At 60.6% G+C, this 12,776-nt stretch carries 10 protein-coding genes and 1 pseudogene; 6 read left to right on the top strand and 5 right to left on the bottom strand.

Annotation, left to right across the window (positions count from 1 at the left end; genetic code table 11):
* A partial coding sequence (locus IPP88_03975; GenBank protein ID MBL0121905.1) for a glutathione S-transferase family protein occupies positions 1 to 616 on the bottom strand: 616 nt, incomplete at its 3' end.
* Between the two features lie 91 nt (positions 617 to 707).
* Positions 708 to 1,610: a recombination-associated protein RdgC gene (locus IPP88_03970; protein MBL0121904.1), complete on the bottom strand. Its 903-nt coding sequence runs from the start codon at positions 1,608 to 1,610 to the stop codon at positions 708 to 710.
* A gap of 150 nt (positions 1,611 to 1,760) precedes the next feature.
* Here IPP88_03970 and IPP88_03965 point away from each other — a divergent pair.
* The 3 genes and pseudogenes from IPP88_03965 (at position 1,761) to IPP88_03955 (ending at position 7,287) form a co-directional block, all read left to right on the top strand.
* Positions 1,761 to 2,601 (top strand): annotated as a pseudogene (locus tag IPP88_03965) (cyanophycinase).
* A gap of 10 nt (positions 2,602 to 2,611) precedes the next feature.
* Positions 2,612 to 5,446: a cyanophycin synthetase gene (cphA, locus tag IPP88_03960; GenBank protein ID MBL0121903.1), complete on the top strand. Its 2,835-nt coding sequence runs from the start codon at positions 2,612 to 2,614 to the stop codon at positions 5,444 to 5,446.
* Positions 5,447 to 5,631: 185 nt separating this feature from the next.
* A complete protein-coding gene (locus IPP88_03955; GenBank protein ID MBL0121902.1) occupies positions 5,632 to 7,287 on the top strand; it encodes a Mur ligase in 1,656 nt (551 codons plus the stop codon).
* A gap of 147 nt (positions 7,288 to 7,434) precedes the next feature.
* On the opposite strand, the gene IPP88_03950 is transcribed toward IPP88_03955, so the two are convergent.
* Both IPP88_03950 and IPP88_03945 read right to left on the bottom strand, forming a co-directional pair.
* Complete coding sequence (locus IPP88_03950; protein MBL0121901.1) at positions 7,435 to 7,872, bottom strand: hypothetical protein; 438 nt, start codon at positions 7,870 to 7,872, stop codon at positions 7,435 to 7,437.
* Positions 7,873 to 7,904: 32 nt separating this feature from the next.
* The gene (locus IPP88_03945; protein MBL0121900.1) at positions 7,905 to 8,243 is read right to left on the bottom strand and encodes a hypothetical protein; all 339 of its coding nucleotides are present in this window, start codon (positions 8,241 to 8,243) and stop codon (positions 7,905 to 7,907) included.
* A 333-nt stretch (positions 8,244 to 8,576) separates the two neighbouring features.
* Here IPP88_03945 and IPP88_03940 point away from each other — a divergent pair, with 333 nt between their 5' ends.
* Genes IPP88_03940 through IPP88_03930 form a run of 3 tightly spaced genes read left to right on the top strand, consistent with a single transcriptional unit; the run spans position 8,577 to position 11,027 of the window.
* A complete protein-coding gene (locus tag IPP88_03940) occupies positions 8,577 to 9,215 on the top strand; it encodes an RNA polymerase sigma factor (protein MBL0121899.1) in 639 nt (212 codons plus the stop codon).
* Positions 9,212 to 9,745 (top strand): hypothetical protein, encoded by a 534-nt coding sequence (locus IPP88_03935; protein ID MBL0121898.1) that lies wholly within the window; start codon positions 9,212 to 9,214, stop codon positions 9,743 to 9,745. Before IPP88_03940 ends, IPP88_03935 begins: the two co-directional genes overlap by 4 nt.
* A 49-nt stretch (positions 9,746 to 9,794) precedes the next feature.
* On the top strand, positions 9,795 to 11,027 hold the full coding sequence (locus IPP88_03930; GenBank protein ID MBL0121897.1) for a hypothetical protein: 1,233 nt from the start codon (positions 9,795 to 9,797) through the stop codon (positions 11,025 to 11,027).
* 57 nt (positions 11,028 to 11,084) lie between these two features.
* Here the strand turns inward: IPP88_03930 and IPP88_03925 are convergent, their stop codons facing one another.
* On the bottom strand, positions 11,085 to 12,761 hold the full coding sequence (locus IPP88_03925) for a hypothetical protein (GenBank protein MBL0121896.1): 1,677 nt from the start codon (positions 12,759 to 12,761) through the stop codon (positions 11,085 to 11,087).
* Positions 12,762 to 12,776 lie beyond the last annotated feature (15 nt).

Genomic DNA, 12,776 nt, shown 5'->3' with positions numbered 1-12,776 from the left:
CAACCCTCCACCTCGTACATCTTTTCCAACTCGCGCGCGCCCGCATCCGTCCCGCATATTCCTTCAGCGCTGTCCACTCCAGCGCGCTGCGCGGCATGTTGCGCGACCAGCGCATCAACATGATCAGCAGCAAATCTGCGGCGCTGAAGTTTTCGCCAAGCAGATAGGGTCCATTGGCGGCGAGATGCGCATCCAGCCGGTCCCACACACTTTCAATCTTGCGTTGCAGGGCCGCGCGCACTTCGGCGGTGTGTTCCGGTGCGCCAAGGTCGGTGGGATAAAACCAGAAGCGGTAGGTCGCCGCCAGAGAGTTACTTAAGTACACGATCCATTGATACCAGGCGTCGCGTTCGGGTGTGCCCAATGCTGGCGCCAGGCGCGCTTCGGGGTGGCGATCCGCCAGCATCATCAATATCGCCGCGGACTCGACCATCGGCTTGCCATCGATCACCAGCGTCGGCACCACACCCTGTGGATTGAGTTTCAGGTACGCCGGGTCGCGCTGTTCGCCTTTGTCGAAATCAACCCGCTTGAGTTCGTGCGGCGCGCCGATTTCCAGCAAGGCCTGGTGCACCACCATGCTGGCGGTAGCGGGAGAGTAGAAGAGTGTGTACATGTTGTGCCCTCACGATTCCATCGAGTCGAAGACACGAAGTGTAGCGGGCGGAACCGATGCGCGGCAAAAAGATCCGCCACGCTTGCGGAAGCTACTTTCCGGGCGTCACGCCACCCAGCGCCTCCACCAGGTCCGCCATCATGCGCTGCAATTCACCCGTCATCAGCGTGAAATCCGCGTCGAAACGCTCGTCGTCGTTTTGTGCCTGCCCATCTTCGGTCTCGCGAATCACATCAACGGGCGCGACGCGCTTCAGGACCAGCGTATCGGTCAGGACAAATGACACGCGTTCTGCCCATGTGAGTGCGAGGCGCGTGCACTGCTTGCCGGCCGCAATGTGGCGCTGCACTTCCTTGGCGTCGAGCGCGTGACGCACAAAGCGCACCGTGGCTTTTTCCTCGACCGGCGATTGCAGCTCGGTATCCTGATCGATCGTGAATCCCGGCGGCACATCGTCATTGGCGAGCCACGCGGTCATGGCGGCGCCCGGCGACGTGACGGTGTCGAGGCGCTCAACCACGAAGTCGTCGATCGATTTGTTCAACAGGGTGACGATTTCGTCGGCCTTGCCGGGAGAGCTGGAGTCAATCACCAGCCAGCCATTTGCCGGATCGATCCAGATGCCGGTGCGGCGCCGCACGCTGAAGGCGCGTGGCAGGAGTTCATCGGTGACTTGTTCCTTGAGGTCGCGCAATTGTTTGCGTCCGGGTTTGAAGCCTTGCCGTTCTTCGGCTTCAATTGCCTTTTCGCGGGTGACTTCCTTGATCACCGATGCCGGCAGCAGCTTCTTTTCCGTGCAAAGCGAAATCAGCATCTGACCATGAACCGTGTGCACCAGTCCGCCATCGTCGCGCGGTGATGCCCAGCCCTGCGTCTGCATTTCGAACCCGCTCGCCGCGCGAAACACCTGGCGGCCGAGTTGCTCTTCAAGGCTGGAAGCGTTGATATCCCACGGCGCGGGAAAGCGATAAACCTGTAAATTTCTGAACCACATATAGCCCCGCGAAAAGCGTCGTAGTTTATACGAATGGGGCGGAGCGAACGGGATGAAACGGCTAATTCCGGAAATATGATTTCTGCCGGGTTTGGCGCTCGTTCGCTGCCAATGGCATTATCTCGTACCAATCGACATGGAGCCGTACGAATGCCAAGCAAGGTCGCCGAGGGCGCGGAACGTGGTGGATCATTCCCATCGGGGCGCCGAAGAAAAAGAAAATTCCCCGCAGATACTGCGGCGGTTTGTGGAGCTTTGTGGCGCCAGTGGAGACGCCGATATTGTGGTCATCCCGACAGCCAGCCAGTTGGCCGATACCGGTGCGCGCTACGAGCGCATATTCCGCGAACTTGGTGTTGCGCGTGTCACGGCGATGGATTTCGATACGCGACGCGATTGCGAAGAACCCAGCCGGCTCAAGCGGCTGGAATCGGCGACCGGCGTATTTTTCACCGGCGGCAATCAATTGCGGCTTTCCACCATTCTCGGCGGCACCTCGGTGGCAAAGGCACTGCGGCTGATGAACGCCGGTGGCGTACACATGGCGGGCACCAGCGCGGGCGCGGCGTTCATCAGCGAACACATGATCGCCTTCGGTGAAGAAGGCGCCAGCCCGGTCGCGGGCGCGGTGCGCCTGGCCCCCGGGCTCGGGCTGACCAACCGCTTCATCATTGACCAGCATTTTCGCCAGCGCGACCGGCTGGGTCGCCTGCTGGCGGCGCTGGCGTTCAATCCATTCGCTATTGGCCTGGGGCTGGACGAAGACACGGCGGCATTCATCGGCCCGGACAATACGCTCGAAGCCGCGGGCAGCGGCAGCATTACCGTGGTTGATGCGTCGGGTATCGAGTTCTCGTCGATGGATACTGCCGCAGAAGGGCAGCCGGTGTGCATGCTCGGTATCTCGATCCACATCCTGATCGCCGGGGCGACATTCAATCTCCATACGCGGCAAGCCTCGGCAGGCTCACTGGCTCGAACAAAAAAATAAGGGACAAATCATGCGTATTCTCGATCGTTCGGTGTATGTGGGGCCGTCGCTGTATGCGCATTTTCCGGTGATCCGGCTGGATCTCGATCTCGGGCCGCTGGAAGACTGGCCCACTGGCAGGCTCGGCACAAGCTATGTCCTGGAATTGGTCGCCGCCCTCCCCAGCCTGCAGGAGCACGGCTGCTCTTACCGCGAACCCGGTGGCCTGATCCGCCGCATGCTGGAAGGCGATGGCACGTGGCTTGGGCACGTGTTCGAACATGTGGCGATCGAATTGCAGAATGTCGCTGGCGAAGACGTTACCTTCGGCAAAACCCGCAGCACCGATCGTCCCGGCGTTTATAGCGTGATATACGAATACGCGCAAAAAGACGAAGGCATCGAAGCCGGCGAACTGGCGCTGAAATTGCTGTGTTCGCTACTGCCGGAAAACCTTCGGCCCGCCAATGCGTTGCCCGAAGGCTGGGCGTGGCCGCAGGCGCGCGACGAGTACATTCGTTACTCGCAGCGGCGTGCGTTGGGGCCATCGACGGCATCGCTGGTGCGCGCGGCGGAACAGCGCGGCATCCCGTGGCTGCGGATGAATGAGCAATCGCTGATCCAGCTCGGGTACGGCAAATGGCAGCAGCGCATCCAGGCGACGGTGACCGGCCGCACCAGTTACATCGCGGTGGAACTGGCGGGCGACAAGGAAGAGACCAACAAGATTCTCGCGATGCGCGGGTTGCCGGTGCCGCGCCAGGAGTTGGTGCGCTCGGCGGATCGTGCGGTATCGGCCGCGAAACGCCTCGGCTATCCGGTGGTCACCAAACCGTACAACGGCAATCACGGTCGCGGCATTTCAATTCACCTGACGAACGAGGAAGAAGTCCGTGCCGGATTTGCCGCGGCGGAACAACACTCTTCGTCGGTCATTGTGGAAACCTATTTGACCGGTGACGACCACCGCCTGCTCGTGGTGAATGGCGAGCTGATTGCCGCCACCCGACGCACGCCCGGCCACGTGGTGGGTGACGGCATCTCCACCATTCGACAACTGGTCGATGCGGTGAACAAGGACCCGCGTCGCGGCATCGGCCATGAAAAAGTTATGACCCGGATCGAACTCGACGAGCAGGCGGACATGATGCTCACACGCGTGGACATGACGCCGGATTCCATCCCGACGAGCGGGCAAGTGGTGATGCTGCGCTCCACCGCCAATCTCTCCACCGGCGGCACGGCCACCGACGTGACCGACGTAATTCATCCCGACAATCGCGACATGGCGGTGCGCGCGATCACGGCCATCGGCCTGGATGTTGGCGGCGTCGATTTCCTGAGCCCCGATATCACCGAAAGCTACAAGCAGGTCGGCGGCGGCATTTGCGAAGTCAATGCCGCACCTGGATTCCGCATGCACGTGGCGCCCTCCGAAGGCACGCCGCGCGACGTGGCCGGGCCGGTGATCGACATGCTGTTCCCCGCCGGCACACCGTCGCGCGTGCCGATCGCCGGCATCACCGGCACCAACGGCAAGACCACCACCGCGCGCATGCTGGCCCACATCACCAAGATGGCTGGCTACACGCCGGGGCTCACCACCACCGACGGCGTGTACATCGACGGCCAGCGCACCGTCGAAGGTGACATGACCGGGCCGGTGGCGACGCGCATGGTGCTCGCGGACACGCGGGTCGACATCGCCATCCTGGAAATTGCCCGCGGCGGCCTGCTGCGCGCGGGCATGGGCGTGCCGATCATCAATGTCGGCGCCGTGCTCAATGTGGAGGCCGCCCACCTCGGCATGAAAGGCATCGACACACTTGAGCAACTGGCCGAAGTCAAACGCATCATCGTCGAAGTCGCGAAGGATTGCGCAGTGCTCAACGCCGACGACGTCAACGTCATCAAAATGTCGGCCGACACCGAAGCGAAGAGCATCTGCTACGTCACGCTTAACCCGCAGCACGCGGTGGTGCGCGAGCACATTCGCGCCGGTGGCCGCGCCTGCGCGCTCGAAGCCGGCGTCAATGGCCAAATGATCACGATTTACGACAAGGGTGGACACATCCCGCTGATGTGGACCCATCTCATCCCGGCCACTCTCGAGGGCCGCGCCATGCACAACGTGCAAAACGCGATGTTCGCGGCGGCCATGGCGTTCTCGCTCGGCATCAAGCTCGATGCCATCCGCCAGGGCCTGCGCACGTTCGACACCACTTTTTACCAGGCGCCGGGTCGGATGAATGTGTTCGACGAACATCCGTTCAAGGTGATCTTCGACTATGGCCACAACGCGCATGCGGTCGGCGTGATGGCGGATCTGGCCGGAAGGCTTGATGTACAGGGGCGGCGTATTGTCGTCATCTCAGCGCCTGGCGACCGGCGCGATGAAGATGTGACCGCCATCGCAGCGGCGGTTGCGGGCCGCTTCGATCACTACATCTGCCGCCGTGATGATTCGCTGCGCGGCCGTGACGGCGACGAGATTCCTGGCATGATTGCCAAGGTCCTGCGTGCGCGCGGCGTGCAGGAGAGCAACATCCGCATCATTCCCGACGAGCAGGATGCGATCGACGCCGCTTTGAACATGGGCAAACACGGCGACCTGCTACTGATTTTTGCGGATGCACTGGCGCGTTCATGGAAGCAGGTCACCAAATTCCGGCCAGCGGGCGCGACGGCCCCGCATTCAACGGACAGGGGGACATCCGCGCCAAAACCAGGCACACGTACAAGCGAAAGCCGCAAGGCAACGCCGGAAGAACAAGATGCTCCCACCGCAGGCGATGCCTCTATCGAAGCAGCGGGATTTATCCGTGACGAACGCGGCCTGCGATTCGTCAAAGAAAGCGACGACTGAATACACCACTGTCAGGCGGCGAACCGCCCGAATCAAACCCCTGCTTTGCCGATTCGCGCCGCCTCACGGGTCACAACCGTTTCTTCGCCGGCTCCGGCGCCGTACTCGAAGCGCTTGGTCCCACGGCCCAGAATGCGGACGCCCACGAGCATTGGCGCGCGTCGGTCACGGCGCTGCGTGCGGCAATGGGATGGCCTGATGGCCCCGCCGTTGCGCATCGATACGCCAGCGGCACACTGCTGGCCATTTCCGCACCCGTCGACGCGCTCTTCACCGCAACCGAAGTCAACGAATGGGCGTGGGAACAGGCGAGCGGGATCTTTGCGCCAGGCGTCGAGCGCATCACCAATCCGCCATTCGATCAACTGCATCCACTGGGCAGCGACTTTTCCCTGGTGGTCGCGGCATTTGCCGCACGCGCGGGTGTGGAGAAGAATCCTTCGTTGGCGGCATTGCGTGATGAGGCCCGGCGGCGCGGCATACCCGTTCTTGCCGACGACAGCGAAGTCTCGCTTGGCGCCGGCGCCGGCAGCCGCACCTGGCCCGTGCTGGATTTGCCCAATGCCGGCAGCGTACCCTGGCAATTGCTGCATGATGTGCCCACCCTCATCGTCACCGGCTCCAATGGCAAGACCACCACCGTACGTTTGCTGGCGGCGCTGATTCAGGCGAGCGATTCCAGGTATCGGAACCGCGTCGGGTATTCGAGCACGGAAGGCGTGATGATCGGCGGGCAGCATGCCGGTGAGGGCGATTTTTCGGGGCCTGCGGGGGCGCGCCTGGTATTGCGTGATACCCGCGTCGCGGCGGCGGTGCTGGAGACAGCGCGCGGCGGCCTCCTGCGGCGCGGATTGGCGGTCGAGCGCGCTGACGTGGCCATCGTCACCAACATCAGCGCCGATCATTTTGGTGAATACGGCATCGATACGCTTGAGGATCTTGCGGAGGTCAAGCTGGTGGTCGCGCATGCGCTGGGCACGAGCGGCACACTGGTACTCAATGCGGACGATCCGCTATTGCTGGCGCGCGCGGCGGGTCAGGTTTGCAAGGTTGCCCTGTTTGCGTTTGACGACGCGCATCCTGCTTTGGTGGCACATCGAAATGCAGGCGGCTCGACCTGCGGGCTTGTCGATGACCAGCTATGGCTTACCGATATCGGCGTCCGCACTTCGCTCGGCGACATTCGGAAAATGCCGCTGACGCTGAATGGCGCGGCGCACTTCAATGTCGCCAATATTGCCGCGGCGGCATTGGCCGCGTCGGCAAGCGGCGTGACACCGGCCGTCATCGCCGCCGAACTCCAACGGTTTGGTGGCACGCGGCACGACAACCCCGGACGGCTCGATCACTGGACTCTCGCCGATACCACGGTGCTCATCGACTATGCGCACAATCCGGATGGATTGGCGAAATTATTGGTCGGCGGCGACACGATTCGCCTCCAACAGATTTCCAGAACCGGAATCGAGGGTCGCGTCGGCCTCCTGCTCGGCCAGGCCGGCAATCGTGGCAATGAAGCCATCAATAAACTGGCACATACCGCCGCCACGTTTCAGCCGGACTATGTCGTGATCAAGGAAATCACCAGCATGCTGCGCGGACGCAAGCTGGGTGACGTGCCGGCGCTATTGAGAGCGGGCTTGCTCGCCGCCGGCTTTCCAACCGACAACATTCATGTTGAAGCTGACGAATTCGACGCTGCACGCTATTTATTGCGCTGGGCACAACCCGGTGATGTGCTGGTGTTGCCGATTCATCAATCAGCAGCGCGCCTGGAACTGTCTGCGTTACTTGATGAAATGGAAAATAACCATTGGCAGGCAGGATCGCCACTGCCTTAGACAAGCCGCAAATTGCCCTGGTGCGCGTGCCATGGCATGCTGGCTACCCTCACTCACACGCGCTCTTCCCACTGCACGACCAAATCATCTTCCAGTTCAATCCATAGCGCATACCGATCACCGCCGGTCGCGTGATACTTCCAGATTTCATTGCGCTTGCGCTGAGGATCTGGCGGCGATATCCGCGGGGTTGCCAAGGGAATCCTTGAGCTGGCCGGCCGTCTGCCCTTCCCAATAAAACCCCTGCACAATGCGTTCCACGAGGTTTTGATCGCCTGCGTATTTCGCCATTAGTTCAGTTCGGCGCAGACCACGTTGCCGCCGCAACTCCGCCTTGGTCCGGTCCGATTCCTTTTGCCGCGTCGCTGTGCGGTTCTCCTCTTCGGTCTGCCGCAACTTGGCAAATTCGAATTTGCACCAAAGCATCACGCAAATACCAACAGTGGCAATGACGACTGCCCAAAGGATCCAGCCCAGGATGGGTGTGGCCTGGACCGCGAGGAACACCAGCACGCCCGCGACCAGGCCGCCGCTGACCAGGGCCACGAAAAATCGCGGGGGCGCTTTGGTGATGCGAATGGCCATGATGTCCTCTTCAGATGCCGCCGCCGAGGGATTCACGCTTTTTCCGCATGTATGTCAGCGGAAGTCTCCGGAACGACTTCGTAGCGTTCCGCACCCCCATAAAGGCTGGATTGCTCGACGCATTCCTTCCACGCTTCGCGAATCTCCTCGATGGTCGGTTCGCGGTCGCGTGGCAAGAGCGCATCCAGGCTCAACGCCGCCGGCATCTGAATCCGCAGCGGCACCGGGCCGCCTTCTTCGAGGCTGGCTTCCGGCATGTGGCTCAATCGCCGCCGTCTGGCCATGGCGATCGCCAGTGCTTCACGCATGCTGAACCCATTGCGCAACTGCATTGCGCGCGCTTCTTCAAGTATTTGTGTCAGTGAATTCATGTCCGGCTTCCTGGGTTGTTACTTTCGCATTGATCGTCGTGCGCCGGCTTGCCAGAGCCCGCGCATTTGCAGGAATAATGCCGTGGAAGCGGCTTGCTGTCCCTACCCGAGCGGGTGGGACTTGCGCATGCAAAAACGCGTGCCCGCGCCAGGCTACAACGCCAAACACAAGCACTGGCGCGGTGTCTAAGCCATTTATGGCCGGAGAGGCTCGCCAGCGCTTGTGCTTGGCGTCACGCGCAAAAACCGGTAAAAACTTTACCCTGCCATACGGAAACCCACAGGAACTTTTTCGGCCCCGCGCCGGAATACAGGAAATCTCCCGAAAAAAACATGTCCTTGACCGACCCCACCGAAGATCTGGCGCTGCTAACCGAGATGCGTGGCGGCAATGCGACCGCGTTCGAAGCGCTGTTCCGCCGGCATCAGGCGCCGCTATATCGCTTCGCGCTGTTGCGCAGCGGCTCGCCGGATACGGCGGCGGATATTGTCCAGGAAATATTCATGAATCTGCTTTCCAATGTCTTGAAATTCGATCCGGCGCGAGGTGCGCTGCAAGGATTCCTGTTTGGCGTGGCGCGCAACCTGGCGCTCAAACGGGACGCGGCACAGAGCCGTTATGTGACCCGCAAGCATCATGAAAATGAAGACGCCGGAGACATTGAGGACACCATCATCGATCCGGCGCCGCAACCCGCGCAACGGCTGCTTGACCATGAACAGGCGGAAATGGTGCGTCGCGCGCTCCAGCAGTTGGCGCCCCATTATCGCGATGTGGTGATCCTCTACGAGATGCACGATCTCACGTATGTCGAAATCGCGCAGATCTGCAATATCGATATCGGCACCGTACGTTCGCGCCTGTCGCGAGCACGCGCCAAACTGTTCGAACTGCTACAGCCGGATTTCCCCGAAACGGTCGCCTCGAACGCGCGACAAACCCAATCGCCTCAACAGGAGGCAAGATCATGAACCCGACACTTACCCCGATAAACGCACTCGCACCCGAGCAGGAAAAGTTGCTCGATGAGCGCCTTGCATCCCTTCAGTCCGCCACGGCGTCACTTGCGGCACCAGCGCCGCTGGAGGCGCAACTGATGTCGGCTTTCAAAGCGCATCATTCCAGACATCGCGCTGGCAAGCGCCGCAGTGAAATTATCGCGCAATGGTTCGCGCCGGGGCTCGCGCTGGCGGCGAGCGCCTGCATATCGGCGTGGATGGTGTTTACACCGATGGCCGGCCCTGCACTTGATTCCGGCGCGCATTCCGCGTTCACCGCGGCGAGTGCCCTGATGTACGCCGATACACCATTCATTGCCTTGCAGTCACTCGAGCAAATTGCACTGGAGCCGCGGCCACGACTGATCGAGACCGCCGTGCCGCGCATGTGGCTGGCCTCGTATGGCGTGCCGGTCGATCCACAGTCTGCCGGCGATTCGTTGCGGGCCGAAATGCTGGTAAGCGCGAGCGGCCAGCCGCTGGCGATGCGTTTCGTACCTTGATTGACTTTTTTCCAAAAAAACACGAACTATCCACCGAAAGGAAACGATCATGAAATTCCACCTACCCTCCCATTTGCTTCCGCATGTCGCCGCAATTTGTGCGCTGGCCACGTGTGGCGCAACCGCCGCGGTCGCTACGTCCAATCCGCAGCCGGAAATCATTACCAACACGCGCACCATCGTGATCGAGAATGGCAACATCGTCGAAAATTCCAGCGGCCCTGGCCCGGAAATTTTCCTCGCCCAGGCCAGTCCGGACCATGTGAAGAAGCACGTGAAGATCATCACCTCCGGCGCAAGCCTCCATGATTTGCCCGACATCGACGCCCTCGTGTCCAGCGCCATGTCGGAGGCGTTTGCCGGCGCGGCCCACGGACCGCTCGCCAAAACCGTGAAGAACGCGCCGTATAGCGCGGAAGTGGTCACTGAAAAAAGCCAGACGCTGCCGGATGGAAACCAGATTTCCAGGCGCACCGTGACGATAACCTATCGCGACAGTGCCGGGCGCACGCGCCAGGAAACGCGCGATGCGAAAGGAGACGTAAAGACTATTCATATCAATGACAGTGTCGAGGGCACGCGATACGTACTTTCCCCCGCCGGCAAGACCGCCACCAAAATGCAGATGAACAACGAGTTCGTCAAGCATATCGCCGAGAGCAGACTCGACAAGCGTGTCGCGGAAGCCAAGGAAAAGGCGAAGGCAATGGCCAAGGACGGCACGACGACGATCATCGAGCATCCGGGTCCGGGCCAGGAAATCATCATCAAGCGCATTGAACTTCCCGCGAAAGACGGCAAGAAAGAGATGCGCGAGGAAGTCAACGTCAACATCATTCGTGCCAACGGATCGGGGCCAGCGAACGCCTTCGCGCATGGCTTTGCAGATGGCGACATCGGTCGCGCGCTCGGCGAATCGATGCGCCTCGGGCCAATCGGTATGTCGCTCCAGGATGCAAAATGGTCGTCGAAATCCACCACCACGGCGTTGGGTACGAAAGAAATTGAAGGCGTTCGCGTCGATGGAAAAAGTGTCAGTTACAGCATTCCCGCCGGGGAAATCGGCAACAAGAATCCCATCATCGTGACCACCGAGACCTGGTATTCGCCCGACTTGCAGGCAACGGTGTACTCGAAGAGCAGCGACCCGCGGGTCGGTGAGACCATTTACCGTTTGGCGAATGTCAAACGCAGCGAACAGTCTGCCACGCTGTTCACCGTGCCCGACGGTTACAGCGTGAAAGAAATGCCCGGATTATCCTTCAGCACGAAGGGAAAATAAGCGGCCAGGCAAGCGAGAGCGCGGTTAACGGGGCACGCCGGCAGGCGTGCCCTTTTCTTATTCGCCGGAGGACAATCCCGCTTCGCCCTTTTCGCGACGCTCCCTGACCCTCTCGCGCTTGTTGGAGTACCAGATCTGCCGGAATGTGCCGAATTTTTCCTTCCAGCTCAGGCCTTCACTGGCGAGAGCCTCCATGAAATTGGCAATACGCTTGGAGATCGCCACCGTGTACACCCCCAGCGCGACTGTCGGTACAACCACCACCACGAAAATCAGAAATTTATCGATGGCGGGCAGATCCGCGTGCGCGTAGAGATTCATGCCGAGAAATCCGGTGGCGATGGTGCCAACCATGCCGCAAGCTGACACGACCGTCAGCCGCATCGCGTTGTCCGTTTGCTTGCGGGCGCGATCGGTATCGAGGTACTCATTGATGTCATGCGCCTCTTCCCGCACTTCGTTGTACAGCGCATCGGATCCGAGCTGGTGGCTCCAGCGCTTGAAAAAATCGCTGGCCTGCACCTGGGTGGAAATTTCGTGGAACCAGTAACGGTGATTGAAACGCAGGAATACTTCCAGCGTTTCGCGCACATGTTTCTTGAACTGCTTCACGGATTCAAAGTCACGCACGTTGAGCCGCTCCACCGCGCGTGAAAAGCGATTGGACAGCGACAGCAATGCGGCTTTGTGAAAATGCGCGATCAGTCCAATTTGAAAAAACTGGTGGCGGAACTGCCGCAACAACAAATCGTCACGCTGGTACGGCGTGATCATGGAAAACCCCACGCCACAAAAAAAATAGCGCGTACTCATCCCTGACTGCTGATTGCCGGGATCCCAATAACGGTCGTAGGCGTAATCGCGCTCAAAGCCGGCGAGAAATCCAGACGCGTACGGCAAGGTATCCGATTCGCCCCACTTGGCCGCAAAGCCAATGCGCACCATGTCGCCACGCGACAAGGCGCGCGGGTCGTCGAACGAAAGGTAACTCATGATCGGAATGCGCTTGTTCTCGATCTGGTGATACTTCAGCACGCCACCGGGCAGATAGGCTGGAATCAGCGGCGAAAGAAAATACTCCCAGTGAAGGGACAGCGGCGTCTGGCGCTGGTTTCGCACCAGTTCGAGATACTTTTCACGGTCCCCATAATCGGAGCTGGAAAGCAGCGCCGGCGCGCCCGTCGCGTCATGGCCCCAGAACTCAACACTGTGCAGGCAATGCGCGCCACGGCCATCCGCCTCCCATGCGGGCGGATACGGGCGGCCAAAGCGATCCATGATTTCGACGGCGATATCGAGCGGGATGTTCTCGCCCGCCACCTCCAGTACCGCCAGCGCGACCTCGATGTCATAGAAAAAATACAGCCGCGCGCGCCGCACCTCGAGTGAGATTTCTTCCGCACCGGGTTCCGTCCGCAGGCGAACCTCTTTCAGATCATGGCGCTGAAAGGTGTGGAGCGAAGACTGCGCGCCGCGACCGCCATCGCCAACACCATACAAAAATCTCTGCACATAGGGCAGGAAATAGACAAACTCTTCGTAGCCAGCGAGGCATGACTCGTCCTCGATCAACAGCGCGTCTTCGACGAACTCCCATGGCCCTGGACGGCGCTTCAGCATGTCCCAGAAAGACACGAGCGCACCACCCGCCTCACGGTGCAAAGGCTGCAAGGTTATCGGCCACAGCAGCGTGTGGTTGAATTCGCGGACGACTTTTTCGGACACGGTTGTCATCGATGAAAAATCCGG

It is taken from the genome of Betaproteobacteria bacterium (assembly GCA_016720925.1).
In the GTDB taxonomy this organism is placed as follows: domain Bacteria; phylum Pseudomonadota; class Gammaproteobacteria; order Burkholderiales; family Usitatibacteraceae; genus UKL13-2.
The sequence above is the reverse complement of the archived record's forward strand: the minus strand, read 5'-3'. Positions and strand labels throughout refer to the sequence as shown.

What these genes read in the sequence shown, in the direction of transcription:
- IPP88_03970 (MBL0121904.1), bottom strand. Translation starts at nt 1,610, where the DNA reads ATGTGGTTCAGAAATTTACAGGTTTATCGCTTTCCCGCGCCGTGGGAT.
- cphA (MBL0121903.1), top strand. Translation starts at nt 2,612, where the DNA reads ATGCGTATTCTCGATCGTTCGGTGTATGTGGGGCCGTCGCTGTATGCG.
- IPP88_03955 (MBL0121902.1), top strand. Translation starts at nt 5,632, where the DNA reads ATGGGATGGCCTGATGGCCCCGCCGTTGCGCATCGATACGCCAGCGGC.
- IPP88_03950 (MBL0121901.1), bottom strand. Translation starts at nt 7,872, where the DNA reads ATGGCCATTCGCATCACCAAAGCGCCCCCGCGATTTTTCGTGGCCCTG.
- IPP88_03945 (MBL0121900.1), bottom strand. Translation starts at nt 8,243, where the DNA reads ATGAATTCACTGACACAAATACTTGAAGAAGCGCGCGCAATGCAGTTG.
- IPP88_03940 (MBL0121899.1), top strand. Translation starts at nt 8,577, where the DNA reads ATGTCCTTGACCGACCCCACCGAAGATCTGGCGCTGCTAACCGAGATG.
- IPP88_03935 (MBL0121898.1), top strand. Translation starts at nt 9,212, where the DNA reads ATGAACCCGACACTTACCCCGATAAACGCACTCGCACCCGAGCAGGAA.
- IPP88_03930 (MBL0121897.1), top strand. Translation starts at nt 9,795, where the DNA reads ATGAAATTCCACCTACCCTCCCATTTGCTTCCGCATGTCGCCGCAATT.
- IPP88_03925 (MBL0121896.1), bottom strand. Translation starts at nt 12,761, where the DNA reads ATGACAACCGTGTCCGAAAAAGTCGTCCGCGAATTCAACCACACGCTG.